General features: G+C 63.3%; 29 protein-coding genes. 19 read left to right on the top strand and 10 right to left on the bottom strand.

All coding sequences use genetic code 11. The features are described from left to right. Positions 1–2: 2 nt before the first annotated feature. On the bottom strand, positions 3–242 hold the full coding sequence (locus ABD928_RS02275) for a type II toxin-antitoxin system Phd/YefM family antitoxin (RefSeq protein ID WP_187714274.1): 240 nt from the start codon (positions 240–242) through the stop codon (positions 3–5). 248 nt (positions 243–490) lie between these two features. Between ABD928_RS02275 and ABD928_RS02270 the strand changes: the two genes are divergently transcribed. From ABD928_RS02270 to ABD928_RS02260, 3 genes are all read left to right on the top strand, one after another. Beyond that, positions 491–1,816, top strand: a complete 1,326-nt coding sequence (locus ABD928_RS02270) for a cation:proton antiporter (protein WP_187714273.1) — start codon at positions 491–493, stop codon at positions 1,814–1,816. Between the two features lie 65 nt (positions 1,817–1,881). Beyond that, positions 1,882–2,574 (top strand): alginate export family protein, encoded by a 693-nt coding sequence (locus tag ABD928_RS02265; RefSeq protein WP_317617518.1) that lies wholly within the window; start codon positions 1,882–1,884, stop codon positions 2,572–2,574. Further along, the gene (locus ABD928_RS02260; protein ID WP_317617517.1) at positions 2,559–3,089 is read left to right on the top strand and encodes a hypothetical protein; all 531 of its coding nucleotides are present in this window, start codon (positions 2,559–2,561) and stop codon (positions 3,087–3,089) included. Before ABD928_RS02265 ends, ABD928_RS02260 begins: the two co-directional genes overlap by 16 nt. A gap of 102 nt (positions 3,090–3,191) precedes the next feature. Here ABD928_RS02260 and ABD928_RS02255 read toward each other — a convergent pair whose 3' ends face one another. Then, the gene (locus ABD928_RS02255) at positions 3,192–3,947 is read right to left on the bottom strand and encodes a phosphocholine cytidylyltransferase family protein (protein ID WP_187714272.1); all 756 of its coding nucleotides are present in this window, start codon (positions 3,945–3,947) and stop codon (positions 3,192–3,194) included. Positions 3,948–4,042: 95 nt separating this feature from the next. Here ABD928_RS02255 and ABD928_RS02250 point away from each other — a divergent pair, with 95 nt between their 5' ends. Further along, positions 4,043–4,381, top strand: coding sequence for a P-II family nitrogen regulator (locus tag ABD928_RS02250; RefSeq protein WP_187714271.1), 339 nt, complete (start codon positions 4,043–4,045; stop codon positions 4,379–4,381). Positions 4,382–4,424: 43 nt separating this feature from the next. Beyond that, on the top strand, positions 4,425–4,649 hold the full coding sequence (locus tag ABD928_RS02245; protein ID WP_223276223.1) for a helix-turn-helix domain-containing protein: 225 nt from the start codon (positions 4,425–4,427) through the stop codon (positions 4,647–4,649). Here the strand turns inward: ABD928_RS02245 and ABD928_RS02240 are convergent. Next, the gene (locus ABD928_RS02240) at positions 4,643–4,837 is read right to left on the bottom strand and encodes a hypothetical protein (RefSeq protein WP_187714270.1); all 195 of its coding nucleotides are present in this window, start codon (positions 4,835–4,837) and stop codon (positions 4,643–4,645) included. The two genes, ABD928_RS02245 and ABD928_RS02240, sit on opposite strands and share 7 nt — an antisense overlap. A gap of 158 nt (positions 4,838–4,995) precedes the next feature. Here ABD928_RS02240 and ABD928_RS02235 point away from each other — a divergent pair, with 158 nt between their 5' ends. Genes ABD928_RS02235 through ABD928_RS02225 form a run of 3 tightly spaced genes read left to right on the top strand, consistent with a single transcriptional unit; the run spans position 4,996 to position 8,079 of the window. Then, positions 4,996–5,439 carry a MarR family winged helix-turn-helix transcriptional regulator gene (locus tag ABD928_RS02235; RefSeq protein ID WP_187714269.1) on the top strand — a complete coding sequence of 148 codons (444 nt, stop codon included), beginning with the start codon at positions 4,996–4,998 and terminating at the stop codon, positions 5,437–5,439. Further along, positions 5,436–6,518 carry an HlyD family secretion protein gene (locus tag ABD928_RS02230; RefSeq protein WP_345165651.1) on the top strand — a complete coding sequence of 361 codons (1,083 nt, stop codon included), beginning with the start codon at positions 5,436–5,438 and terminating at the stop codon, positions 6,516–6,518. Before ABD928_RS02235 ends, ABD928_RS02230 begins: the two co-directional genes overlap by 4 nt. A 10-nt stretch (positions 6,519–6,528) precedes the next feature. After that, positions 6,529–8,079, top strand: coding sequence for a DHA2 family efflux MFS transporter permease subunit (locus tag ABD928_RS02225; RefSeq protein ID WP_345165648.1), 1,551 nt, complete (start codon positions 6,529–6,531; stop codon positions 8,077–8,079). 48 nt (positions 8,080–8,127) lie between these two features. Here the strand turns inward: ABD928_RS02225 and metC are convergent, their stop codons facing one another. After that, the gene (gene metC / locus ABD928_RS02220) at positions 8,128–9,309 is read right to left on the bottom strand and encodes a cystathionine beta-lyase (RefSeq protein ID WP_187714267.1); all 1,182 of its coding nucleotides are present in this window, start codon (positions 9,307–9,309) and stop codon (positions 8,128–8,130) included. 27 nt (positions 9,310–9,336) lie between these two features. Here metC and ABD928_RS02215 point away from each other — a divergent pair, with 27 nt between their 5' ends. Both ABD928_RS02215 and ABD928_RS02210 read left to right on the top strand, forming a co-directional pair. Further along, a complete protein-coding gene (locus ABD928_RS02215) occupies positions 9,337–9,612 on the top strand; it encodes a DUF167 domain-containing protein (protein WP_187714266.1) in 276 nt (91 codons plus the stop codon). Positions 9,613–9,709: 97 nt separating this feature from the next. Further along, positions 9,710–10,060 (top strand): PilZ domain-containing protein, encoded by a 351-nt coding sequence (locus ABD928_RS02210; RefSeq protein ID WP_187714265.1) that lies wholly within the window; start codon positions 9,710–9,712, stop codon positions 10,058–10,060. 206 nt (positions 10,061–10,266) lie between these two features. On the opposite strand, the gene ABD928_RS02205 is transcribed toward ABD928_RS02210, so the two are convergent. From ABD928_RS02205 to rplM, 3 genes are all read right to left on the bottom strand, one after another. Then, the gene (locus ABD928_RS02205; protein ID WP_187714264.1) at positions 10,267–11,040 is read right to left on the bottom strand and encodes a dimethylarginine dimethylaminohydrolase family protein; all 774 of its coding nucleotides are present in this window, start codon (positions 11,038–11,040) and stop codon (positions 10,267–10,269) included. Positions 11,041–11,113: 73 nt separating this feature from the next. Continuing rightward, the gene (gene rpsI, locus ABD928_RS02200; RefSeq protein WP_187714263.1) at positions 11,114–11,677 is read right to left on the bottom strand and encodes a 30S ribosomal protein S9; all 564 of its coding nucleotides are present in this window, start codon (positions 11,675–11,677) and stop codon (positions 11,114–11,116) included. Next, positions 11,677–12,156 carry a 50S ribosomal protein L13 gene (gene rplM, locus ABD928_RS02195; RefSeq protein WP_187714262.1) on the bottom strand — a complete coding sequence of 160 codons (480 nt, stop codon included), beginning with the start codon at positions 12,154–12,156 and terminating at the stop codon, positions 11,677–11,679. The genes rpsI and rplM overlap by 1 nt, the downstream gene beginning before the upstream one ends. Before the next feature lie 232 nt (positions 12,157–12,388). On the opposite strand from rplM, the gene ABD928_RS02190 reads away from it, so the two are divergent. Beyond that, on the top strand, positions 12,389–12,880 hold the full coding sequence (locus ABD928_RS02190) for a hypothetical protein (RefSeq protein WP_345165639.1): 492 nt from the start codon (positions 12,389–12,391) through the stop codon (positions 12,878–12,880). On the opposite strand, the gene ABD928_RS02185 is transcribed toward ABD928_RS02190, so the two are convergent. Next, positions 12,877–13,482, bottom strand: a complete 606-nt coding sequence (locus tag ABD928_RS02185; RefSeq protein WP_317617516.1) for a LuxR C-terminal-related transcriptional regulator — start codon at positions 13,480–13,482, stop codon at positions 12,877–12,879. The two genes, ABD928_RS02190 and ABD928_RS02185, sit on opposite strands and share 4 nt — an antisense overlap. 80 nt (positions 13,483–13,562) lie before the next feature. Between ABD928_RS02185 and ABD928_RS02180 the strand changes: the two genes are divergently transcribed. Together ABD928_RS02180 and ABD928_RS02175 are read left to right on the top strand one after the other, a co-directional pair. Beyond that, positions 13,563–14,450, top strand: a complete 888-nt coding sequence (locus ABD928_RS02180; protein WP_187714260.1) for an ROK family protein — start codon at positions 13,563–13,565, stop codon at positions 14,448–14,450. A gap of 72 nt (positions 14,451–14,522) precedes the next feature. Continuing rightward, positions 14,523–15,821, top strand: coding sequence for a sugar MFS transporter (locus ABD928_RS02175; protein ID WP_345165632.1), 1,299 nt, complete (start codon positions 14,523–14,525; stop codon positions 15,819–15,821). Here ABD928_RS02175 and cutA read toward each other — a convergent pair. Together cutA and ABD928_RS02165 are read right to left on the bottom strand one after the other, a co-directional pair. Next, the gene (gene cutA / locus ABD928_RS02170; protein WP_187714259.1) at positions 15,818–16,147 is read right to left on the bottom strand and encodes a divalent-cation tolerance protein CutA; all 330 of its coding nucleotides are present in this window, start codon (positions 16,145–16,147) and stop codon (positions 15,818–15,820) included. The two genes, ABD928_RS02175 and cutA, sit on opposite strands and share 4 nt — an antisense overlap. Next, the gene (locus tag ABD928_RS02165) at positions 16,144–17,205 is read right to left on the bottom strand and encodes a COX15/CtaA family protein (RefSeq protein ID WP_345165627.1); all 1,062 of its coding nucleotides are present in this window, start codon (positions 17,203–17,205) and stop codon (positions 16,144–16,146) included. The genes cutA and ABD928_RS02165 overlap by 4 nt, the downstream gene beginning before the upstream one ends. A gap of 123 nt (positions 17,206–17,328) precedes the next feature. Between ABD928_RS02165 and ABD928_RS02160 the strand changes: the two genes are divergently transcribed. The 6 genes from ABD928_RS02160 (at position 17,329) to ABD928_RS02135 (ending at position 22,516) form a co-directional block, all read left to right on the top strand. Beyond that, complete coding sequence (locus ABD928_RS02160) at positions 17,329–17,694, top strand: MerC domain-containing protein (RefSeq protein ID WP_187715897.1); 366 nt, start codon at positions 17,329–17,331, stop codon at positions 17,692–17,694. Positions 17,695–17,737: 43 nt separating this feature from the next. Continuing rightward, positions 17,738–18,202 carry a Fur family transcriptional regulator gene (locus ABD928_RS02155; protein ID WP_187714258.1) on the top strand — a complete coding sequence of 155 codons (465 nt, stop codon included), beginning with the start codon at positions 17,738–17,740 and terminating at the stop codon, positions 18,200–18,202. Between the two features lie 98 nt (positions 18,203–18,300). Further along, positions 18,301–20,226: a 1-deoxy-D-xylulose-5-phosphate synthase gene (gene dxs / locus ABD928_RS02150; protein ID WP_345165619.1), complete on the top strand. Its 1,926-nt coding sequence runs from the start codon at positions 18,301–18,303 to the stop codon at positions 20,224–20,226. Positions 20,227–20,246: 20 nt separating this feature from the next. Beyond that, positions 20,247–20,960 (top strand): TlyA family RNA methyltransferase, encoded by a 714-nt coding sequence (locus ABD928_RS02145; protein ID WP_345165616.1) that lies wholly within the window; start codon positions 20,247–20,249, stop codon positions 20,958–20,960. Beyond that, positions 20,953–21,453, top strand: a complete 501-nt coding sequence (locus ABD928_RS02140; protein ID WP_187714257.1) for a TspO/MBR family protein — start codon at positions 20,953–20,955, stop codon at positions 21,451–21,453. Before ABD928_RS02145 ends, ABD928_RS02140 begins: the two co-directional genes overlap by 8 nt. Before the next feature lie 70 nt (positions 21,454–21,523). Continuing rightward, positions 21,524–22,516: an aspartyl protease family protein gene (locus tag ABD928_RS02135; RefSeq protein ID WP_187714256.1), complete on the top strand. Its 993-nt coding sequence runs from the start codon at positions 21,524–21,526 to the stop codon at positions 22,514–22,516. Positions 22,517–22,542: the final 26 nt, after the last annotated feature.

Genomic DNA, 22,542 nt, shown 5'->3' with positions numbered 1-22,542 from the left:
GCCTAGCCCTTCCGCGCCCAGGGCCCCGCCGAACGCCAGTCAGGCTCGGCGCTTATCGCTTCGGAGGACTTCAGGAGGTCGGCGATCGTGTCCGTCTTGCCCACGAGGTGGCGGTAGGCGTCGATACTCAACAGGACATGGGTCGGCTTTCCGCGGTCGGTCACGAAGACAGGCTCATACAGCGCGACTCGCTTCGCCTGGCTCACATCCTGATTGAATTCGCGGCTTCCGAAGCTCTTCAAAGTTCGGCTCCAATGATCCTACATACCTACAATTCAGGCGATAAAACGTAGGCACGTTACTACTTCGTGTCGTCCTCGCAACAAAAATTGCACAAAGTGCCGAAATCGCCGTTAGCGCTAACAATTCACTGTTGTGCGCGATGGAGTTTCCCACCTTCCTGTCTCTTGTTCGACGACCGGTTGGCGGCGGGGGAGGCTGAATAGTGACGGGACTTTGGAGCGAGACAGTCAAGGCGTTCGGGGACATCATGGGTGCGCATGGGCCGGCAGTGAACGCCTCGCACAGCTTCTCGCCGGGCGACTATAGCATTCACTTCTTCCTCCAGCTTGCGGTCATCATCTTCGCCTGCCGCGCCGTCGGCTGGCTCGGCCAGAAGTTCCTGGGCCAGCCTCAGGTCGTCGGCGAGATGATCGCCGGAGTCATCCTCGGCCCCTCTCTGCTTGGCCTGGCTTTTCCCGATTTCCAGGCGGCGCTTTTCCCGAAGGAGACGAAGAGTGTTCTCTACACGGGGGCACAATTCGGTGTCGGCCTGTACATGTTCCTCGTCGGCACGACGCTTCAGCTGGATCACTTCAAGACGAAGGCCAGAAGTGCGGCCAGCGTATCTGCTGCGGGGATCGCCACGCCATTCCTGTTCGCGATCTTGATCACGCCGTTTCTATTGACCGTGCCTGGCCTGTTCACGCCGGGGATCAGCCAGTGGAACGCCACCCTGTTCATGGGCGCCTGCATCGCACTCACGGCATTCCCGATGCTGGCTCGTATCATCAACGAGCGCGGACTGAACAACAGCTCGCTCGGCACGCTCTCGCTGACCGCCGGGGCGTTTGACGATGCGGTCTCCTGGTGCGTGCTTGCGATCGTGCTCGCCACATTCGGCGCGGGGCCAGGCGTAGCAGTCATCGCGATCGGCGGCGGCGCGCTTTATGCGACCTTCATGATCCTGTTCGGCAAGCGCCTTCTCGCACCGCTCGGGCGAGCGGTCGAAGCCAAGGGCGAGATGACCAACACGGTCCTCGCCGTAACGCTAGTGCTTTACTGCCTGTCGGCATTCCTGATGGACGCGATCGGCATCCACGCCGTTTTCGGCGGCTTCCTGCTCGGCGCTTTCATGCCGCGCGGCCTGTTCGTCCAGGAGCTCAAGCGAAAGGTTGAGCCGATTGCCGTCGTAATGCTGCTGCCGATGTTCTTCACCTACTCCGGACTCAACACTCGGATGGACATGGTGAACTCCATCCCGCTGCTGCTGATTGCACTCGGTATCCTGGCCATCTCGATCGCCGCCAAGTTCGGCGCGTGTTGGGCGGCCGCGCGGCTGTCCGGCGAAGACAATCGCACTGCGCTCGGCATCGGCGCGCTGATGAATTCGCGCGGGCTCATGGAACTGATCATAATCAACATCGGACTTCAGAAGGGCATCATCGGTCCGACGCTTTTCTCGATGATGGTGCTGATGGCCATCGTCACGACGATGATGGCCGGACCGCTGTTCGAGTACGTCTACGGCAAGAAGGCTCGCGAATCCGGAGAGCTCGACAAGCTTGAGGGCAGCATGGTGCAAAACGCCGCCTGACCTCCCGCCGCCCGCCTCGTCTCTCTCTAAACCCGGGCGGGCGGCATTTCTGCGAAGGATTTGCAATGAAGTACTTGGCGGCAGCAGCAGCATTGCTGATTCCGGGTGCGGCAAATGCCGAGACCTTCGCGCTCCGGCCGCTGATCGACCTTCGGGTCCGATACGAGCATGTGGAACAAGACGGGCTTCCTGACGATGCGCGGGCTTTCACGATGCGCATCCGACCGGGAGTGTCATTGTCCGCCGGGCCTTGGTCCGTCTTGGCAGAGGCGGAGGCGACTGCGGCCCTCGTCGATGATTACAACAGCGGTACCAACGGCCGCCTCGATCATCCGGTGGTGGTTGATCCGCAAAACGTTGAGCTCATTCGCGTGCAGATGCGCTACGCCGACGGGAAGGGCCACACTGCGACGTTAGGGCGCCAGGTTCTGGAACTCGCCGACCAGCGCTTTGTCGGATCGTCCAACTTTCGTCAGAACCAGCAAACGTTCGATGCGGCCCGAATTCAGCTCGGCAAAGCGAACGGCCCCTTTGCGGACCTGACATACGCCTGGTCGGACAGAACGGTGAACGGGACTCACGGCCAGGGCGCCAGACAGCAGGCTGTCTCAGGCGATAATGTCTTCGCCTTGGCAGGGTACCAAAGCGTTCCGGTTACGCTGACCGTCTTGCCTATTTCGTCGACCAGGACGAGCTTGCCGTTCAGGGCTTTCGGCTTTCCAGTCAGACTTACGGCGCAAGGATGGCGGGGTCTGTAGCCATCAAGGGCGTCGGCAAGGTCACTTATGCCTTGAGCGGTGCCCGTCAGAGCAACTACGGTCGAAATCCCAACGATTATTCCGCGAGGTACTGGTTAGCCGAAGCGACCTTATCCGGGTATCGCGGGTTTAGTATCGGCGCCGGTTATGAGGTTCTTGGAGCCGATGAGGGTCTGCCGCTGACCAGCGTGCAAACGCCGCTTGCCAGCTTGTTCAAATTCAACGGCTGGGCGGACAAGTTCACGACCACCCCTCCCAACGGGCTTCGGGATTTCTACGGGAGCGCGGGCTACAGCTCCAAAAAATTCGCGCCCTTCGATACGTTCGACATCACAGTGACTTATCACCGATTCAATTCCGATCGGCTCGATCAGCGCTACGGAAAGGAATTGGATCTACTGGCGAGCGTGAAGAAGAAACGCCTGGCGCTGTCAGCCCGCCTTGCGCGCTATCATGCCAGCATGTTCGCGACCGATACGACCAAGATCTGGTTGGAGGCGGATTGGGCCATCTGAAACCAATTGCTTCTCTTCTTCTTGCGGCCGTCCCGTGCCAGACGGCTGGAAACAGCGAGTGAATAGATTCACGTCGACCGCTCTCCGCCCAGCTTGACACTCCTACTCGGCGGCAACCGCCTCCGCCGCCGCATCCCACCGGGCCGTCAGGTCTTGCGCCGCCTCCACGTCCGGCGGGAAGTCGACCTCGCCCCATTCCGCGCCGTTGATGTCGAGCGTCCACACTTCTCCGGTCTGAGCGAGGTGGTGGATCACGCGGAGGTACCAGATGGTGGTCCCCTCGCTGGTGCGCATCGCCTTTTCGATGGCGCCGCGGAACTGCTCGGCGCCGCCTGAGCGGAACGCGAGCAAGCCGATCGACTCAGCGTTGACGCCTTCGGTGATGCGCTTGCCGATTGCGCGCAGGCGGCCATCGTCGTCGTCGGCGACGACCTTCATGTCGTCGTCGTCGTAGCCCTCCTTGCGGTCGATGGTGACGCAGATCCCGGACCGGTCGTTGCCGACAACTTTGGCCATCAGGTCGCGCGAAACCAGCGTGTCGCCATTCCATACCAGGCAATCGCCGCTCAGTTCCTCGCGCGCCATGTAGAGTGAGCCCGTGTTGTCGGCGACCTTGTAGAACGGATTGAAGATCGTCCGGACCTTCGGGCCGCCGGTCCGCTTCGCGATCGCCTCGTTGACCAGCTCGTCGTGGAAGCCGGTAACGACGACCGCCTCGTGCACGCCATTCGCCTCCAATGTGTCGAGCTGGCGGTCGAGCAAAGTGCGTCCGCTGAACTCGATCAGGCACTTAGGACGGCCGTCGACCAGATGTCCGAGCCGCGAGCCCTGGCCGGCGGAGAGGATGATGGCTTTCATTTCAGGCTTTCGATCGATTTGTGCGGCCCACTGCCTTCCAAATGCGGCCCTGATTGGGCATGATCGGGTCACCAAGTCAAAGTGCCGGGGGCGAGGTGAAGAAGGTCGAAGCGATCATCAAGCCGTTCAAGTTGGACGATGTGAAGGACGCCCTCCACGACGTTGGCGTGTCCGGCATCACCGTCACCGAAGTCAAAGGCTTTGGCCGCCAGAAGGGCCATACGGAGCTTTATCGCGGCGCCGAATATGTCATCGACTTCCTGCCGAAAGTGAAGATCGAGGTCGTCGTCGAGGACGGCATGGTCGACAATGTGGTCGAAGCGATTGCCGAATCGGCACGCACCGGACGCATCGGTGACGGGAAAATCTTCGTTTCGGACATTGAGCAGGCCGTTCGCATCCGCACGGGCGACCGTGGGGCAGACGCCATCTGAGGCCCTTCCCGCGAGCGTCGTTAAGCCGCTACAGTGCGTCCCGATGACCAGTGACGCGTCGAACAAGGAAATGCTGGCGTCCATGTCGCCCGAAGAACTTCGGAGCGCCATGCGGACCCTGGGCTATCGTACGCAAAACGATCTCGCCAACGCGATTGGTGTTTCCCGCTCGGCCGTGAGCCTCTGGCTTGAAGGAAAGGTCGGCGTTCCTCGACCGGTCGCGATGTTGCTTCGAATGCTGATTTCGGCGCAGCGTCGCGTTTACTGATCCAGGCGTTGCACCGGTTGGAGCTGGTGCGCCATTTTCAATTCCTCATCGGCCCTGTCGATCGCCTCGATCAGATCGGCGAAGCATGGCGTGTCGTCGACGGGCCAAAGTCGCGAAAAGCTCTTTCCTAACAGATCGACTTCCCGCTGGGTCAGCAATCCAACAGCAACGATGCGCTCATCAGCCACGGGTCGGGCTCCGGAATTAATCCAAGTCAATAAACGCCGGGCACGGCCGATTGTGCCGCTGCCCCCCCTTTGAAGCATAACGAGAATCTCGATTGTGTCGGGAACGCTACACTTAGTTTGGCGTTGAACTAATAAGCAGGCTTATTATATGTAGGGCTATGGAAGACTTGCCGTTTCAAATTGCCGAGACCGCGCACGCGCTTCGCAAGTCGTTCGACCGGCGAGCGTCGGCGCTTGGCGTAACCCGCGCGCAATGGAAGGTATTGCTTCGCCTGACGCGGATGCCGGGCCTCCGCCAGGTCGAGCTCGCCGACATGCTGGACGTCGAGCCGATCACGCTGTCACGCATCGTCGACCGGCTTGAAGAGGCTGGCCATGTCGAGCGAACGCCGGACCCCGCCGACCGTCGCGTTTGGCGGCTTCAAGTCACCGAGCGGGCAAAGCCGCTCGTCGCCCGCCTTCGAGGCATCGGACACGAACTGGTCGAAGAAGCGTTCGACGGGATCGAACCGAGTGAGCTTGAGCGCGTGAGCGCCATTCTCGCTCGCGTCAGGGAAAATGTTTCAGTGATCCAGCGCGGCCGGAAAGCAGCCGAGGCATGAACGAGATGAAGCAGGAAAAGATCAGCGGAACCCCCACCGAGGTGGATGAGGCGACCACGGCCGCCGCGGCCGAAGTCATCGACGAGCCCCGGCCGAGCAGGAGGCGCTGGCTGCGGCCCTTCCTGCTTCTCATCGTGCCCGCTTTGTTGTTGCTTGGCGGCGGCTACTACTGGCTCGAAAGCGGCGACAGCGTTTCCACGGACAATGCCGCGGTGAAGCAGGATATCGTCTCCGTCAGTTCGCAAGTGAACGGGCCCGTGATTGCCGTGAATGTGAAGAACGGCGACGTCGTGAAGCGCGGCCAGATCCTTTTCCGTATCGATCCGGAGCCCTTCCGCGTCGCGCTTGAGCAGGCGGAAGGCCAGCTCGCGGCAGCCCGGCTGCAGACCACGCAGCTGCGCACCCAGGCTTCCGGCACCGGCGCCGACATCACTGGCGCGGCGGCCAATCTTCAGATCAAGCAGAATGCTTTGTCGCGTCAGTCGGCGCTGCTGAAGCGCGGCTTCACGACGCGCGCCGACTATGAGGATGCGCTCAACGAGGTCCGCACTGCGGAAACCGCTCTGGCGGACGCCAGGGCGCGGGCAGCGAATGCACATGCGGCGCTCGCTCCGGGTGAGCAGCCTTCGATCGCGCAGGCCCAGGCGGCCGTCGACAAGGCGAAGCTCGACCTTTCCCGCACGGAGATCCGTGCGCCGATGGACGGCACCATCGCCAATGCCGACCGCCTCCAAGTCGGTCAGATGGCCGTGCAGGGGGTGGGCATGATCTCTCTCGTTCACAACCAGAACGCGTGGGTCGAGGCCAATTTCAAGGAAAAGGACGTCGGCAAGATGCTCCCGGGCCAGCGCGCGAAAATCGAGATCGACGCTTATCCGGGGCAGGAATTCAAGGCACACGTCCAGAGCATTGGCGCCGGCACGGGTAGCGAGTTCGCGATCATCCCGGCGCAGAACGCCAACGGCAACTGGGTCAAGGTCACTCAGCGCGTTCCGGTCCGAATCGCCTTCGACGGGTCACCCTCGAAGCCAATGATTGCCGGCCTGTCCTCGGACGTCACCGTCTACTTCGACAAGTAGGTCGCGGTTCTTGGCCGACACTCCGGCACATCTCGCTGCGCACCCGCTTCCTGCAGGCGAACGGATCATCGTCACCGTCGGGGTGATGATGGCCGTCCTCCTGCAGGTGCTGGACACGACGATCGCCAACGTGGCGCTGCCGCACATGGCGGCAGATCTCAGTGCGACGCAGGACCAGATCAACTGGGTCCTGACGAGCTACATCGTCGCGTCGGCGATTGCGCTGCCGATCAGCGGCTGGCTCGCCGACAAGGTAGGACGCAAGCGCCTGCTCCTGATCAGCGTGGTCGGATTCACCATCGCGTCGGTTCTGTGCGCCTCCGCAGTTTCGCTGTCCGAGATGGTGATCTTCCGCGCACTTCAAGGTGTCAGCGGTGCATTCATCGTCCCGCTCGCCCAGGCCACCCTGTTCGACATCAACCCGCGCGAGAAGCATGGACAGGCGATGGCGCTGTTCGGGGGCGGCGTGATGATTGGCCCGATCCTCGGCCCGGTCCTCGGCGGCTGGCTGACTGACAATTACAACTGGCGGTGGGTCTTCCTGGTCAACCTGCCGGTCGGCGTGATCTGCGCCCTGATCATGCTGCGCTACATGCCGAAGACGGACACGCTTCAGCGCAAGTTCGACATGTTCGGCTTCGCCCTGCTCGCGATCGCTCTTGGCGCCCTTCAGCTGTTCCTCGACCGCGGCCAGCAGGAAGACTGGCTGTCGAGCTGGGAAATTCGCATCGAGCTCGGCTTCGCGATCGCCGCGTCGTGGATGTTCGTGGTGCACATGATCACCGCCCGCGAACCGCTATTCGACAGGGCCCTGTTCAAGGATCGAAATTTCGCGACGGCGTTGTTGTTCATGGCGGTCACTGGCGTTCTCTTGCTCGCCGGCCTCGCCTTGCTGCCGCCATTGCTCCAGAACCTGTACGGATATTCGGTGCTGCAGTCGGGCTTTCTCACCGCACCTCGCGGTGTCGGCACCCTGATCTCCATGCTTCTCGCCGGACGGCTGACCGGGAAGATCGACTCCCGAATCCTGGTCGGCATCGGCGTTGCGCTAATGGGCATTTCGCTCTGGATGATGACCGGCTTTGCGCTCGACCAGCCGTCGCGGCCGGTGATCATGAGCGGGATCGTCCAGGGCCTCGGCCTTGGCCTCATCTTCGTGCCGCTCCAAAGTTTGGCGTTCGAGACACTTGCGCCGATGATGCGAACGACGGCGGCCGCCTTGCTGAACCTGTCGCGAAACATCGGCGGATCGATCGGCATCGCCGTCGTCAGCGCTCAGCTCGTGCGGATGACGCAGGTCGCGCACGCAGACATCGCGAGCACCATCACCGAGCAGACGATCCCGACCGCCGATCCAACCTTGCTTCAGACCATCGCGCCGGGCGGGTCGACGGCCATTGCGATGATCAACGCGGAAGCGACGCGACAGGCGGTGTTCATTGCCTATCTCGACGATTTCAAGCTGATGATGCTGGTCACCTTCGCCGTGCTTCCGCTGCTGCTGCTGATGAAGAAGGGCCAGCAGGGGAAGGGCGAGAAGCCCGCAATGGCGATGGACTAAACCGCTGACGAAGCGAGCCAGCGGGGCCGCCGAAATGATCGTGCCGGTTTACGCCGCCGGATAATCCGCGAGGGCAGCGGAAAGGTCAGCGATCAGGTCGTCGGGATCCTCGAGGCCGATGTGCAGTCGGAGTAGGGGGCCACCGTAATCGCGCAGAGCCGCAGTGCGCAGGTTGTCGGTATCCGCCGACATTGCGAGGCTTTCGAACCCGCCCCAGCTGTAGCCGATCCCGAACAGCTCCAGGCTGTCGATCAGGCGATCGAGATCGGCGGCGGAGCCGCCCTTGAGGGCAACCGAGAAGAGGCCGGTCGATCCTGTGAAATCCCGCTTCCAGAACGCATGCCCGGGGCAATCGGCGAAGGCGGGGTGGATGACCCGTGCGACCTGCGGCTGGTCCTTCAGCCAGTGGGCGACCTTGACCGCGCCCAGCTCATGCTGGCGGAGGCGGGCGCCGAGCGTGCGCAAACCCCTCGCAACGAGATAGGCGTCGTCGGGGCTGACATATTGCCCGAAGCTTCGGCTGGTTCGCGTCAACCTGGTCATGTGCGAGGTCGCCGCAGTCACGGCGCCCATCATCACGTCGGAGTGGCCGGAGATATATTTGGTGCAGGCGACCACCGACAAATCGACGCCCTTGTCGATCGCGGTGAAGAAGAAGGACGTGGCCCAGGTATTGTCGAGCAGGGTCGACAGCCCACGCGCCTTCGCCATCGCGCAAATGCCGGGAACGTCCTGCACTTCGAACGTCAACGATCCCGGGCTTTCCATGAAGACCGCGCGCGTCTTCTCGCCGATCAACGCTTCGATCTCGGCGGGCGACGACAAAGGATCGTAATAGACGGTGCTGACGTTCAGCCGCTTGAGCTCGCGGTCGCAGAAATGCCGTGTCGGTCCATAGGTGCTGTCGACCATCAAGAGCTCGTCCCCTGGCGCGAGAACGCTGGTCAGCGCGATGGATACCGCCGCCGACCCGGACGGAAACAGCATCGTCCCTTCCGCGCCGGGCTCCAGCTCGGTCAGCGCCTCCGCCAACGACCATTGCGTCCAGGTACCATTGCGCCCGTAGCTCAGCCGTCCGTTGACGGGAGGATACGCCTCCCGCGAGGCTTCCATATTGTCGAAGAGGACGGTCGAGGTGCGCGAGACTGGCACGTTGACCATGTTGCGCAGCCATTCCTTGCGCCGGCCGCCTTGGACGACTTTCGTGTCCGGATGCTTGTCGTTTGCCATTTGCGGTCCTTATCGACTGCGAAGCCGATGAAGAGTCAAATCGCCATCCGCGTGACGACGCGCTCCGCCCGGCCGGGCATCGGCGGATGGCGACCGGGTGCCGACGGTCGCGAGGAGCTGGAAGTCCGCGTCGCGGAGCCGCCCGCAGACGGAGCGGCGAACGCTGCTGTTATCGCCATGCTTGCCAAGGCGCTCCGCCTCCCGCGCGGCGACGTCCGCATAGTGAGCGGCGAGGCGAGCCGGCACAAAAGGATTGGTCTGCCGCTGGACGACGCGGAAGCCAGGAATCGCCTGTCCCGCTGATGGGCCTTTCGCAAGCAACCAGCCCCACTCGAATCAGACACCGCCGTTTACTTCTCGGCAGCACCGAAGTGCTAAGCCGTCGCGATTGGCAAATGTGATGGCAAGCTCGGCACCCACTGCTCATGACGGTGATCCCTTCGCGGACCGGCGGGCCTATCCGCGGGTCCCGGTGGCACTGCCTGCCTTTCTTCAGGTCCAAGATGAGCGACATTCGGTTCAGCTGCTCGACCTGTCTGCGGGGGGTGCAAAGTTGATCAGCCCGCTCTCGCTTGCAACCGGGACGGCCGTGACATTGGACTGCGGAACACTCGGCCGCGTGGCGATCGTCCGGTGGCGCAGCGGCGAGGTGATCGGAGTCAGCTTTGAGACGGAGCTCGAGGCTCGCGAAATCACTGCGCTCATCCAGCGGTCGGAGGCACTTCAGAAGCTCATGCAGACCCGGGAATAACGGCGGCAATCTACGATATTCCAGCCGGCGTGGTTAACGCCGGCGCGTTCGCAAGTGCACAAAATTCATTGTTGCAACTGCGAAACAAGTTTGAGATTGGTTGCCGGCACGTTCTTCATGGAGCGCCGGGCATGACGATCGCAATCTGCTTCCTTATCGCGCTGATGCGCGCCTGATCGCGCGGACTGGCAAGACGCGTCTCGCGACTAGTCCGCGATCAGGCTCATGCAGGTGACGCCGGCTTCGGCCTTCTGAAGCTCCGATACATCGACCTCGACTACATGCAGGCCCAGTCTGCGAAGTTTCTCCGCGGCTTTCGGATTGCCCGCGGGCAGGATGATGCGGTCGAATAGTCGCACGCAATTGCCGGCAGCCGGCTCTTCGGGATCCACGGCCACAGGACGAACGCCCGCAAACTGAGCGGCGTCTACGGCCTTCGGATTGTGAAGCAGGAGGGGAGTCCCCTGGTCATCCGCCCCGGCAAGCGTTGCGCCCGTCTTCAGGTGGAGGCACTCGGCCAACTCGGCCGTCACGACATTGAAGCCGAATGTCCCGGCCAACCTTCGTAGAGCCCCGATCCCCTCGGCATCTGTCCGCGTGGAGAGGCCGACGTATAGCGTGGTCCCGATGCGAAGAACGTCGCCGCCATCGACGTGCCCCGCAGGCAGGCGGTGCAGCGGGAAGTGGTCCGCGAGGCCGCTTGCGGTGGATGAGGTCTCCGCGGCGCGAGAGGCGACGCCCGGGTTGAGGATAATCGCGCGGCCGTCGAGGAGGAGAGCCGTGTCCTCCACGAAGACGCCATCGGGGTGCTCCGGGAGATCGGGGAGGCGAATGACCTCGTATCCCGCGTCCGACAGCGCCTGCTCGTAGGCGGAATGCTGAGCTTTTGCCCTGGCCGCGTCGATCGGCACGCGATCGAGATGGGTGAGCTCGCAGTCGGATAGTTTCGGGCTCACCGCCCGGGTGAAGGCTTTCGGCATGCTGTTGCCTTAGAATCGAAAAGGGCGGCCCGGAAGCTCCGGACCGCCCTTCGCGTGACGTTCGGTAAAGCGTTTAGCGCTTCGAGAACTGGAAGCTGCGGCGTGCCTTTGCGCGGCCGTACTTCTTGCGCTCGACGACGCGCGGGTCGCGGGTCAGGAAGCCTGCCTGCTTGACCGTCGTGCGGAGCGCCGGTTCGAAGCGGCTGAGCGCCTGGGCGATGCCATGCTTCACGGCGCCAGCCTGGCCCGACAGCCCGCCGCCCTTGACGGTGGCGACGATGTCGTACTGACCGGTGCGATCCGTGATGTCGAACGGCTGGTTGATGACGAGGCGGAGCGACGGTCGCGCGAAGTAGGTCTCCTGGTCGCGGCCGTTCACTTCGATCCTGCCCGAGCCTGGCTTCAGCCAGACGCGCGCAATGGCGTCCTTGCGGCGGCCGGTCGCGTAGGCGCGGCCATACTTGTCGAGCTGCTGCTCGCGAAGCGGCGTCTCGGCCTGGACCGGAGGCGGCGGCGGAGCGGCTTCAGCGGCCTCGGCCTGAGCCGGAGCAGCGTCTGCAGCGACCGGAGCCGGCTGCGCGGCCTGCTGGCCGGTCAGCTCAGCGAGGTCGGAAAGGGACTGGCGAGTGTCGGACATTATGCGCCCACCTTGTTCTTGCGGTTCATCGACGCGACGTCGAGAGTTTCGGGGTTCTGGCCGCCGTGCGGGTGCTCGGTGCCATTGTAGAGGTGCAGCGCGCGCATCTGGTCGCGGCCGAGCGGGCCACGCGGGATCATGCGCTCAACCGCCTTCTCGAGAACGCGCTCGGGGAAACGGCCCTCGAGGACCTTGCCAGCAGTAACGCCCTTGATGCCGCCCGCGTAACCGGTGTGCTTGTAGTACACCTTTTGCTGCAGCTTGCGACCGGTGAAACGGACCTTGTCTGCATTGATGACGACGACATGGTCGCCGCAATCGACGTGCGGGGTGTAGCTCGGCTTGTGCTTGCCGCGCAGGATATTGGCGATAATCGTCGCGACACGGCCGACAACCAGCCCGTCTGCATCGATCAGGTGCCACTTCTTTTCGACCTCAGCCGGCTTGGCCGACTTGGTCGTCTTCATCAGCGCCTTCATGGCGTTTGCCTCTTTCAAAAACGGGAAAGCGGCACCCAATTGGCGCCGCTGTCGGAGGGGCCAATGGCAGCGGAGGGCGAATTCGTCAAGCAAATCCGGCTGTTTGACGGCGGGTAAAATAATACCGGAAGCCAAGCAACCCGCTCCGGATTGCAGGAATGCTTAAGCAGCCGCTGCCCTGCCGGGACTTAACATTCTTGCCGCGTGGGGCCGCTCGATCGGAGCGGCGCGATTGAGGGCGGCGGCAGTGAAGCCTCGTGAGGACCGGCAGAAGGTGATGGTCAAGGCCAGGATGCGCAGCGGCGCGTCGTGGCACGACGTCTGCATCCTCAACGCCTCGCTTCATGGGCTCGGCATCCAGTCGGCTGAGCGGCCGCAGCGAGGGACCTACGTCGAGATCTGCCGCGGGACGCAGTCGATCGTCGCCCGGGTGGCATGGGCGAAGGGGCACCGCGTGGGGCTTCGGTCGCAGGATCCGATCTTCCTGCGGGCGCTGCTCAACGGTCATTCGACTGCTGCTCCGGAGAGGGCGGGGCGTCCGATCGAGCGGCGCCGGGCGTTACGAGTGCCCCAGGCGCGGCACGATCAAAGCCGGCTCGTCGGACGGACGATGGAGTTTGCGGGGATTGCAGTGATCGCCGGCGCCTTGGCCCTGAGCGCGTTCGGCGCGGTCGAGCAGGCCTTGGCAGCGCCGCTGTCAAAGATCAGCAAGGCGCTAGATTAGAAACCCGCTTCCACCGCGAGCCTGATCGCTTCCGCGGAACTGGTGACACCGAGCCGCTCGAGCAGCAGGGCGCGGTGCATCTTCACCGTCTTCTCGCTGATCTTCAGCTCCCAGGCGATCTGCTTGTTGAGCAGGCCGCGCGCCATGCCCTGGAGAACCTCCTTCTGCCGCGCAGGGAGACCTGCGATCAGGGCTACCGCGCGCTGACGGCGACCCGACAGGCGGTCATCCGAGGGCGGCCCAAGATCGACTTGAGAGCCGAGGAACCAGGCTAGTCCGCCCTCGGGGTCGAACAAGGGCGTGATCATCACTCCGTTGCGGAATGGCGTGCCGTCCCGACGATAGTTGAGGATGTCGACCAGGACCGGCCGGCGCCCGCGAAGCGCGTCGCGGATTTCGTCGGTGACCCAGTCTTCGGTGTTTTCTCCGGCAAGGAAGCGGCAGTTCCGGCCGACCACTTCATTTTCGTCGTAGCCGGTCAGCTGGCAAAAAGCGGAATTGGCGACCTCGATGGGATTGTCGGGCAGTCGCGGGTTGCTGACCACCATCGCAAGCGGGGACGCGCCTACCGTCTCGATCAACTGGCGATGGTCTTCGTTCAAAAACAGCTCCTGATTGCCGCGCTTACCTGTAGCAGTGTAGCCTGCTGGCCGGGGCGGCGAAAGCGATTGGGGAGAGCACCTTGGGGGAGTTGCCGTTCGCGGGAGTGGAACTGGGCGGCACCAAATGTGTGTGCACTCTTGCTGTTTCGCCGGAGCGGATCCTGCGGCAGGAGACCGTTCCAACGGCGACGCCCGAGGAGACTTTGGGGGCCATTGCAGAGATCCTGTCCGAATGGGCGCGCGACGGCGTTGCGGCCCTTGGGATCAACAGTTTCGGACCGGTCGATCTGCGGACGGGCTCGCCGACGTTCGGGTTTATCACCACGACGACGAAGCCTGGCTGGTCGCAAGTCGATGTTGCTGGGCGCCTTGCCCGCGCTGCGGGAACGTCGGTTGCGTTCGATACTGATGTCAATGGAGCCGCGCTTGCCGAAATGCGGTGGGGTTCGGGGCGCGGTTTCCATGATTTCGCCTACATTACGGTCGGCACCGGCGTCGGGGTCGGCCTTGTTGCCAACGGCCGGCCGATGCGGGGGTTCGCGCATAGCGAGCTTGGTCACATCCGCCCGGCGCGACTTCCCGGCGACACCTGGCCGGGTTCGTGCAGCTTCCACGGGGACTGCGTCGAGGGCCTTGCGTCTGGAACCGCTTTGAAGGCGCGCTTGCAGGGCCGCGCAATCGACAGCGTTCTCGAGGATGATCCGGTTTGGGAAAGCGTCGCGTCGGCCCTCGCGCAGCTTTGCCATACGCTTGTCTGCGCGGCGTGCCCGATGCGGATCGCGATCGGTGGCGGCGTCATCGAGCGGCAGCCTCATCTGCTCGCCCGGATCCAGACCATGTTGATCGAGAGCTTCAACGGTTACCTTGCATTGCCTCGGACGGACTATGTCGTCGCTCCGGAACTCGGGACCCAGGCGGGGCCGATGGGCTCAATCGCCCTGGCGATGGATGCAGCCTCGGCGCGGTAAGCCGTTTTCCGGCTTGTGACGTAGGGGCATCCCTGCCACCAAGACGCCGCCATTATTCTGGGGAGAGTGAGCTTGGCGCAATCGGACGGCCGTTCGGCAACAGTGACCAGCGCCTATGCGATCGTCACCTGCCTGTTCTTTGCATGGGGCTTCATTACATCGCTGGTCGATCCGCTAGTCGCGGCCGTGAAGGGCATTTTCCAGCTTAGCGATGTCGAAGCGCAGCTTAGCGCGTCGGCATTCTTTATCGCTTATGGCGTGATGAGCATTCCGGCCGCAGTTCTCCTTTCTCGGCGCAAGGCCGTCGGAACGGTGCTCATCGCTTTGGCGCTGATGGTCGCGGGCTGCCTGATCATGCTCGCCGCCGCGAACATCGCCGTTTACGAGCTTGTGCTGCTGGGCCTCTTCGTCCTCGCGAGCGGGATTACGATTTTGCAGGTTGCCGCAAACCCACTGGCAGCCGCGTTGGGGGCGCCTGAGCGAAGCCATTTCCGGCTCACCTTCAGTCAGACGTTCAACAGCCTCGGCACGTTTATCGGACCGTACCTCGGGGCTGCGCTCTTCCTGAAGGGCGTCGAGGTGAAGCACGGAACCGCGATCTCGGACGAGGTGCGAGCCCAATCGCTCGCCGGCATCGACCGCGCTTTCTTCTGGATTGCCGGGCTGATCGTCCTGGTCGGAATCGTGATCTGGTTGGGCCGTCGGGTGATTAGCGCTTCGGCGCCGGCACCGTCCGACGAGACCGCTCGTCGGGGGATATTGGCGACGTTCCGAGATGCGACGTCCTCGCCCTGGGCACTGTTCGGCGGCCTCGCGATCTTCCTCTACGTCGGAGCCGAGGTCGCAATCGGAACGCAAATGGCGTTCTTCCTCAACAGCGATCGCGTCTGGGGCATTCCTCTGGAAAGCGCCGCCAAGTTCGTCAGTCTCTATTGGGGCGGGGCGATGGTCGGTCGGCTGGTCGGATCCGCCTTGCTGACCAGGGTCGCGGCGCCGAAGCTGCTCGCGGCGTTCACCGGCATAGCATGCCTGATGTGCCTGTACGTCTTCGCGGTCGGCGGGGTGAACGCGGGCTATGTTGCGCTCTCGATTGGCTTGTTCAACTCGATCATGTTCCCGGTGATCTTCACGATCACGCTGGAGCGTTCGACGGCTTCGGAGGAGGCAACATCCGGCTTCCTGTGCTTCTCGATCATCGGCGGCGCTGCCATCCCGCCGCTTGTTGGACTGGTGTCGCAGAACAGCGACTACGTCACCGCCCTCATCGTGCCCGCGATCTGCTACGCGATCCTGTGCTTCTTCGCGATCTCGGCTGGACGAGCACGGATCGCTCACCCGACAGGCGTCGAGCAGCCGGTCTCGGCGGTCTAGGCGTTCCCGAGTGGGCCGACGCTTTGTTCGGCCCACTCGGCATAGCTGAGCAGCAATTTTTCGATCGGCCAGACAGCGATGCACGGCACGTCGTAACTGTGCAGGCCGGCGATGCGCGAAATCAACGCGTCTGCCGCTTCGCCAGTGGTCTTGAGGATCGCCGGCACTTCCTCGGCTGTCTCAACCTCGCCCTGCCAGCGATAGATCGACCGGCAGGTCCCAAGGATGTTGATGCAGGCGGCTAGCCTTTCCTCGACCACGGTTCGGCCGATGCGCTCGGCTTCCTCGGCAGTCGCGAAGATCGCGTAGACGGAGACGACGCTCATGCCGTCTTTCGTCCAAGGACGTGCGCTCCCCAGACCGTCGCGATCACCAGGCCTGCTCCGACCGCCTGATGCAAGGCGGCCAGCCAGATCGCGACCCCGCTGAGGACCGTAAAAATGCCGAGGAGAACCTGTGTTCCGAACGCAGAATGGATGGCAATCGAAGCGGCCCGACCGCCCTCGAGCTGGCGGATGTGGCGGGCGAAAATAATGAGCAAGACCACGACTACCCATGCCCACCAGCGGTGGATGAAGTGGATCAGGAAAGGATCATTCGTGAAGGCGTGAAGTGCACCCCGGCTCCAATCCACGCCATCCGGATAAAGGCGGCCCTGCATTGTCGGCCAGTCATTGGCGACCTGTCCGGCATTCAGGCCCGCGACCCACGCCCCGAACAGAAGCTGAATGAAGAGTGCGGCGAGCACGATCACCGAGGAGCCGTTCAAGCGGGCGGGTCGGCTTGCGCCGGTCTTCGCCAGCTGTCTCAAGTCCAGTGCAACCCACACGCAGGCGGCCATGATGGTCAGCGCCAGCAAGAGGTGAGCGGAGAGCCGGAAGTGGCTCACGTCGGTCCGATCCACCAGTCCCGACATGACCATATACCAGCCGAGCACGCCCTGGAGCCCGCCGAGGACGAGCAGGCCGACCAGCTTCCAGCCATAACCCTGCGGGATGGCCCGCTTCGCGGCGAACCATACCAAGGGCACGGCGAACACGACGCCAATCAGCCGGCCGATCAGGCGGTGCAGCCATTCCCAGAAGAAGATGAACTTGAACTGGGCCAGAGTCATTCCGGCGGGGCAGTTGATCTCCAGATACTCGGGTGTCCGCTGGTAGAGTTCGAACGCGTGCTGCCATTCTGACTGCGTCAGTGGTGGGATCGCTCCCGTGACTGGCTTCCATTCGGTGATCGACAGGCCGCTTTCAGTCAGGCGCGTGATCCCGCCGACGACGACCATCAGGAAGACCATCGCGGCGACGGCCATCAGCCAGTTGGAAATGGCGAGCGGACGCCTGGCCGGCCTGTCGGTCGCGCGGGGCAGGGGAAGGGTCGAGTCCATTGCGGCGGGCGTATCGGGCGGCGGGATCGCTTTGCCAAGAGCGCGAAGCCCGGGTTTGCATCATGAAATTTTGTCCATGTGATGTTGTAACCTTAAGAAGTGCACGTTATATCCTTGCCCATCATGGCAATCGCGCTTCACACCCGGAGGCTCGACCGGATGGCCATTGGCCTGTCCGGCCTTTGCCTCGTGCATTGCCTGGCGACTGCCGTTCTCCTGGGTGTCGTTTCGGCGGCGGGCGGGTTTCTCGGTGCCCCGATCATCCACGAAGTCGGCCTCAGTCTGGCCATGATCCTCGGCAGCTTCGCGCTGGGCCGCGGGATCATGGAACACGGCTTCATGTTGCCGAGCGCGGTGGGCAGCCTCGGCCTTGGTGTCATGGCGGGTGCGCTGACCCTTCCTCACAACGGATCCGAAGCGCTCTACACCGTCGTCGGCGTCGGCGTTCTGGCCCTCGGCCATCAACTCAACCGGATCGCGGGCGACTGAGCACGCGCTTGCGGGCCAACGGCCGCAGGACTATCTCCAACCCATGGGTGCGCACGAGCATCAACTTCATCAGGGCGAGTCGCTCAAGAAGGCCGCGCGCGAGCAGCTAACCAGCCGTGGCGAGCAGTGGACCGGAATGCGGGAATCGGTGTTCGAAGCCCTCGCCGGCTTCGACCGTCCGGCGAGCGCCTACGACATCGCTGAGGCGGTTTCGAAGAACCAGGGACGCCGGGTTGCGGCCAACAGCGTCTATCGGATCCTCGACTTGTTCGTGGGGGCCAACCTGGCGCGCCGGGTGGAGAGCGCCAACGCTTATGTCGCCAACGCGCATCCCGACTGCCTCCACGACTGCATCTTCCTGATCTGCGACAATTGCGGGCAGGCGGTGCACATCGATGACGACGCCTTGTCCGGCGGAGTTCGGAAGGCTGCGGCAAGCGCCGGATTTTCATCCGCCCGCCCGGTGATTGAGGTGCGCGGCACCTGCGGGGAATGCGACAGCAACTGACCCGGTCGGGGCAGTCCCCACCTGAGCAATCCGTGAGCAATACGTGAATTGGCCCAGCTTGGGTGACATCACGCCGGGTTCCCGATACATGCCAGCCCATGTCCGACCGGCCCGTAACACCGTTGCTCGACACGGTTCCGTATCCTCAAGATATTCGCAAGCTGGACAGGGAGAAACTCCCGCAGCTGTCCGATGAACTGAGGCAGGAAGTCATCTCCGCGGTCTCCGTGACCGGCGGCCACCTCGGTGCGGGCCTTGGCGTGGTCGAGCTGACCGTCGCGCTCCACTTTGTTTTCGATACGCCCCACGACAAGCTGATCTGGGACGTCGGTCACCAGGCCTACCCTCACAAGATCGTTACCGGCCGACGCGACCGAATTCGTACGCTCCGGCAAGGCTCGGGCCTCAGCGGCTTCACCAAGCGGAGCGAAAGCGAGTTCGACCCATTCGGCGCGGCGCATAGCTCGACATCGATCTCGGCGGCCCTGGGCTTTGCCATCGCCAACAAGCTGTCGGGAGATCCCGGCAAGGCGATCGCGGTCATCGGCGACGGCGCGATGTCCGCCGGCATGGCCTATGAGGCGATGAACAACGCAGAGGCCGCCGGGAACCGGCTGGTCGTGATCCTCAACGACAATGACATGTCGATCGCGCCGCCGGTCGGCTCGCTTCGCAACGCGCTCGCGCGCCTGGTCAGCTCGAACAAGTATCTCGCTCCGCGCAAGCTCGCGCAAAGGATCGCGCGGGCAATGCCGGAGCCGTTGCACCGCACGGCTCGGCGGATGGAAGAATATGCGCGCGGCATGTTCACCGGCGGCACGCTCTTCGACGAGCTAGGGTTCTACTATGTTGGCCCGGTCGACGGGCACGACGTGGAGGCGCTGGTCGAGGTGCTCGAGAACGTCCGCGATGCGGACATCGGGCCGATGCTGGTCCACGTCGTCACCCATAAGGGCAAGGGCTACGGACCGGCGGAAAGCTCAGCGGATAAATATCACGGCGTCGTCAAGTTCGACGTGGTCTCGGGCAAGCAGGACAAGGGCCCCGGTGGGGGTCCGCCCGCTTACCAGAATGTTTTTGGAGAGACGCTCGCAAAACTAGCGGAAGCTGATCCTCGCATTTGCGCGATCACTGCTGCGATGCCGTCCGGAACCGGCGTCGACAAGTTCGCCAAAGCCCATCCCGAGCGTGCGTTCGATGTCGGCATCGCCGAGCAGCACGGCGTGACCTTCGCCGCCGGCCTCGCCGCGCAGGGCATGCGGCCCTTCGTTGCGATCTATTCGACATTCCTGCAGCGCGCTTATGACCAAGTGGTCCACGACGTTGCGATCCAGAACTTGCCGGTTCGTTTCGCGATGGATCGCGCGGGTCTCGTGGGCGCCGATGGGGCGACCCATGCCGGAAGCTTCGACCTGGCCTATCTCTGCACTTTGCCAAATTTCGTCGTGATGGCGGCCGCGGACGAGGCCGATCTCGCGCGCATGGTCAAGACGATGCAGCTGCATGACAGCGGGCCGATTGCCGTCCGCTATCCGCGCGGAGAGGGTCGTGGAGTGCCGCTGCCTGCCGATCCCGAACCGCTGGAGATCGGTAAGGGCCGCGTCGTCAAGCAGGGCAGCAAGGTCGCGATTCTGTCGCTGGGAACGCGCCTCGCCGAAGCCGAGAAGGCTGCCGAGCAGCTGGAAGCCAAGGGTCTTTCGACCACCGTCGCCGACCTGCGCTTCGCCAAGCCGCTGGACGAGGCGCTGATCCGCAAGCTGCTGACCACCCACGAAGTCGCCGTGACAATTGAAGAAGCCGCGATCGGCGGCCTTGGCGCGCACGTCCTGACGCTTGCCAGCGACGAAGGCCTGGTCGACGCGGGTCTGAAGATCCGCACCATGCGCTTGCCCGACCGCTTCCAGGATCACGACAAGCCCGAGAAGCAGTATGACGAGGCGGGCCTCAACGCGCCCCAGATCGTCGAGACGGTGCTGAAGGCCCTGCGCGTCAACAGCGCGGGTGTCGAAGAGGTGCGGGCGTAGTCAAAGTCCGCGCAGACCAATTGCTGGTCAGCCGCGGGCTCGCGGACAGCCGGACGCGGGCGCAGGCGCTGATCATGGCGGGCGCCGTATTCAGTGGCGAGAGGAAGCTCGCGAAAGCGGGAGACATGCTAGCCGTTGAGGCGGCCCTCGAGGTCCGCGGGAGGGACCATCCCTGGGTCTCGCGCGGCGGGATCAAGCTGGATCACGGCCTCAATCATTTCGGGTTTGATGTGACGGGTGCCGTCGGCCTCGACGTCGGGTCATCCACCGGCGGCTTCACCGACGTGTTGCTCTCGCGAGGCGCGGCGAAGGTTTATGCCGTCGACGTCGGGACCAATCAGCTTGCCTGGAAGCTGCGCAACGATCCTCGCGTGATCGTTCACGAGCAGACAAATGCGCGCGCATTGACCGCAGAGCAGGTCCCGGAGCCGATCGACACCGTCGTGTGCGACGCGAGCTTCATCTCACTGGCGAAGGTGCTCGAAGCGCCGCTCAAACTGGCAAGGCCCGGCGCGAATCTGGTTGCGCTCGTCAAGCCGCAGTTCGAGGCCGGGCGAGAGGAGGTGGGGAAGGGCGGCGTCGTCCGGAACCCCGAAGTGCACGAGCGCGTCTGCCTACAGGCCAAAGACTGGGTTGAATCGCAGGGCTGGACGGTGCTCGGGATCGAACGAAGCCCGATTACGGGTCCGGAAGGCAACGTGGAATTCCTGCTGGGAGCGCAGAAGAATGGTTGAGACTGTCCAGCGCCGTGCATGGTGGAAATTTGCCATAGTCACGGTCCCCGCGATCGAAATCCTTGGCGGCCTGAGTGGCTGGCTCTCCAACTCCGGTTACGGAAATCCGTGGTTTGATGGCCTCGTCAAGCCGTTCTTCATGCCGCCGGGCTGGGCCTTCGGCGTGGTCTGGCCGATCCTTTACGCTCTGCTTGGAATCGCGGTAGCGATGATCCTGGCCGAGCCGCCTTCGGCGAAGCGTCGCAACGCGCTGATCCTTTTCTTTGCCCAGCTGGCGCTGAATTTCGCCTGGTCACCCGTCTTCTTCGGCGCCCGAATGATCTATCCGGCGCTGGTCATTATCGTGGTGATGGTTGGGCTCGCGGCGCTTGCAGCCGGCCAGTTCCGGCAAATTCGGCCGGTGGCGGGGTACCTGATGCTTCCTTACCTGCTGTGGCTCTGCTTCGCGGCCGCACTCAACTCGGCGATCGGGAACCTGAACCCCGGCGCCTAGTCGTTCGTCGAAATTCCCGCACGCACCCCGTTTCATGATATAAGTGCGTCCTCAAAGAAGGGTGCGGGATATGCGAATTCTGCCTGCCGTCGGCCTTGCCATACTTGGAACGGCGGCGCCCGTTTCGGCGCAATGGGTGAAGATGCCGGAGCAAATCCGGACCCAGGAATATGAAACGGTCGCCCAGCCCGACAAGGTCGATTCGACCACGCAGGCGACGGACCTCCGCTTCAAGGAGGATGGCTACGACCGCATGACGGTTCCGGTGAAGGTTGCCGGCCATGGTCCTTACCGGTTCCTGATCGATACGGGCGCCGACCGCACGGCAATCTCGTCGGATCTCGCCCGCCAGCTTCGGCTGAACGGCCGCAAGGGAACGACACTTCACAGCGTCACCGGCGAAACGCAGATCGAGACTGCCAATGTCTCGGTTCTCGACATCACCGCGAAAGAGGTGAGGGACGTCGATGCCGCTTTGCTCGAATCCGAGCATATGGGTGCGGACGGGATCCTCGGACTCGATTCCCTGCGCTCCCAGCGAGTCCTGTTCGATTTCAAGAAGCAGACGCTGACGATCGTACCTTCGGCGAAATTTGTCGCCGAAGACAAGGATACGATCGTCGTCACCGCGAAGGTCCGCAATGGGCGACTGATCCTGACGAAAGCGAATGCCGAGCATATCCCGGTCACTCTCGTGATTGATACCGGCGCTCAGGTGTCGCTGGGCAACGAGGCGCTTCGCCGCAAGCTCAGCCAAGGCGGCAAGGTCAAGCGGACGGGCGAGGTGGAGCTCCAGTCCGTTTCCGGGGCGAAGCTCATGGGCGAATACACGATCGTTCGAGAGCTGAGCGTGGGCGGCATCACGCTAAAGAAGATGCCGGTGATCTTCACCAACTCGCCGGCCTTCAAACGGCTTGGCCTTGACGACAAGCCGGCACTCCTCCTCGGTATGAACGCGCTGAGGAGCTTCGACCGCGTTTCCATCGATTTCGCGCGGAAGAAGCTGAAGGTCGTGCTGCCGGAAACGAGCGAGTTGGAAACCGCCACCTTCGCTCTGCGCTGACTTAGACCCTAGCGGGCGCGTCCGAC

Origin of the sequence: Sphingomonas daechungensis (assembly GCF_039543105.1) — a bacterium.
In the GTDB taxonomy this organism is placed as follows: domain Bacteria; phylum Pseudomonadota; class Alphaproteobacteria; order Sphingomonadales; family Sphingomonadaceae; genus Sphingomicrobium; species Sphingomicrobium daechungense.
Note: the sequence above shows the minus strand (reverse complement) of the source record. Positions and strands in the feature narration are given on the sequence as shown.

Excerpts from the sequence above, each read along its gene's own strand:
- rplM (WP_187714262.1), bottom strand. The coding sequence starts at position 12,156 with ATGAAGGCGCTGATGAAGACGACCAAGTCGGCCAAGCCGGCTGAGGTC.
- ABD928_RS02205 (WP_187714264.1), bottom strand. The coding sequence starts at position 11,040 with ATGCCGAAAGCCTTCACCCGGGCGGTGAGCCCGAAACTATCCGACTGC.
- ABD928_RS02260 (WP_317617517.1), top strand. The coding sequence starts at position 2,559 with ATGGCGGGGTCTGTAGCCATCAAGGGCGTCGGCAAGGTCACTTATGCC.
- rpsI (WP_187714263.1), bottom strand. The coding sequence starts at position 11,677 with ATGTCCGACACTCGCCAGTCCCTTTCCGACCTCGCTGAGCTGACCGGC.
- ABD928_RS02140 (WP_187714257.1), top strand. The coding sequence starts at position 20,953 with ATGGTTGAGACTGTCCAGCGCCGTGCATGGTGGAAATTTGCCATAGTC.
- ABD928_RS02235 (WP_187714269.1), top strand. The coding sequence starts at position 4,996 with ATGGAAGACTTGCCGTTTCAAATTGCCGAGACCGCGCACGCGCTTCGC.
- ABD928_RS02165 (WP_345165627.1), bottom strand. The coding sequence starts at position 17,205 with ATGGACTCGACCCTTCCCCTGCCCCGCGCGACCGACAGGCCGGCCAGG.
- ABD928_RS02265 (WP_317617518.1), top strand. The coding sequence starts at position 1,882 with ATGAAGTACTTGGCGGCAGCAGCAGCATTGCTGATTCCGGGTGCGGCA.
- dxs (WP_345165619.1), top strand. The coding sequence starts at position 18,301 with ATGTCCGACCGGCCCGTAACACCGTTGCTCGACACGGTTCCGTATCCT.
- ABD928_RS02270 (WP_187714273.1), top strand. The coding sequence starts at position 491 with ATGGGTGCGCATGGGCCGGCAGTGAACGCCTCGCACAGCTTCTCGCCG.
- ABD928_RS02135 (WP_187714256.1), top strand. The coding sequence starts at position 21,524 with ATGCGAATTCTGCCTGCCGTCGGCCTTGCCATACTTGGAACGGCGGCG.
- ABD928_RS02255 (WP_187714272.1), bottom strand. The coding sequence starts at position 3,947 with ATGAAAGCCATCATCCTCTCCGCCGGCCAGGGCTCGCGGCTCGGACAT.
- ABD928_RS02160 (WP_187715897.1), top strand. The coding sequence starts at position 17,329 with ATGGCAATCGCGCTTCACACCCGGAGGCTCGACCGGATGGCCATTGGC.
- ABD928_RS02215 (WP_187714266.1), top strand. The coding sequence starts at position 9,337 with ATGAAGAGTCAAATCGCCATCCGCGTGACGACGCGCTCCGCCCGGCCG.
- ABD928_RS02245 (WP_223276223.1), top strand. The coding sequence starts at position 4,425 with ATGACCAGTGACGCGTCGAACAAGGAAATGCTGGCGTCCATGTCGCCC.
- metC (WP_187714267.1), bottom strand. The coding sequence starts at position 9,309 with ATGGCAAACGACAAGCATCCGGACACGAAAGTCGTCCAAGGCGGCCGG.
- ABD928_RS02210 (WP_187714265.1), top strand. The coding sequence starts at position 9,710 with ATGGCAAGCTCGGCACCCACTGCTCATGACGGTGATCCCTTCGCGGAC.
- ABD928_RS02155 (WP_187714258.1), top strand. The coding sequence starts at position 17,738 with ATGGGTGCGCACGAGCATCAACTTCATCAGGGCGAGTCGCTCAAGAAG.
- ABD928_RS02230 (WP_345165651.1), top strand. The coding sequence starts at position 5,436 with ATGAACGAGATGAAGCAGGAAAAGATCAGCGGAACCCCCACCGAGGTG.
- cutA (WP_187714259.1), bottom strand. The coding sequence starts at position 16,147 with ATGAGCGTCGTCTCCGTCTACGCGATCTTCGCGACTGCCGAGGAAGCC.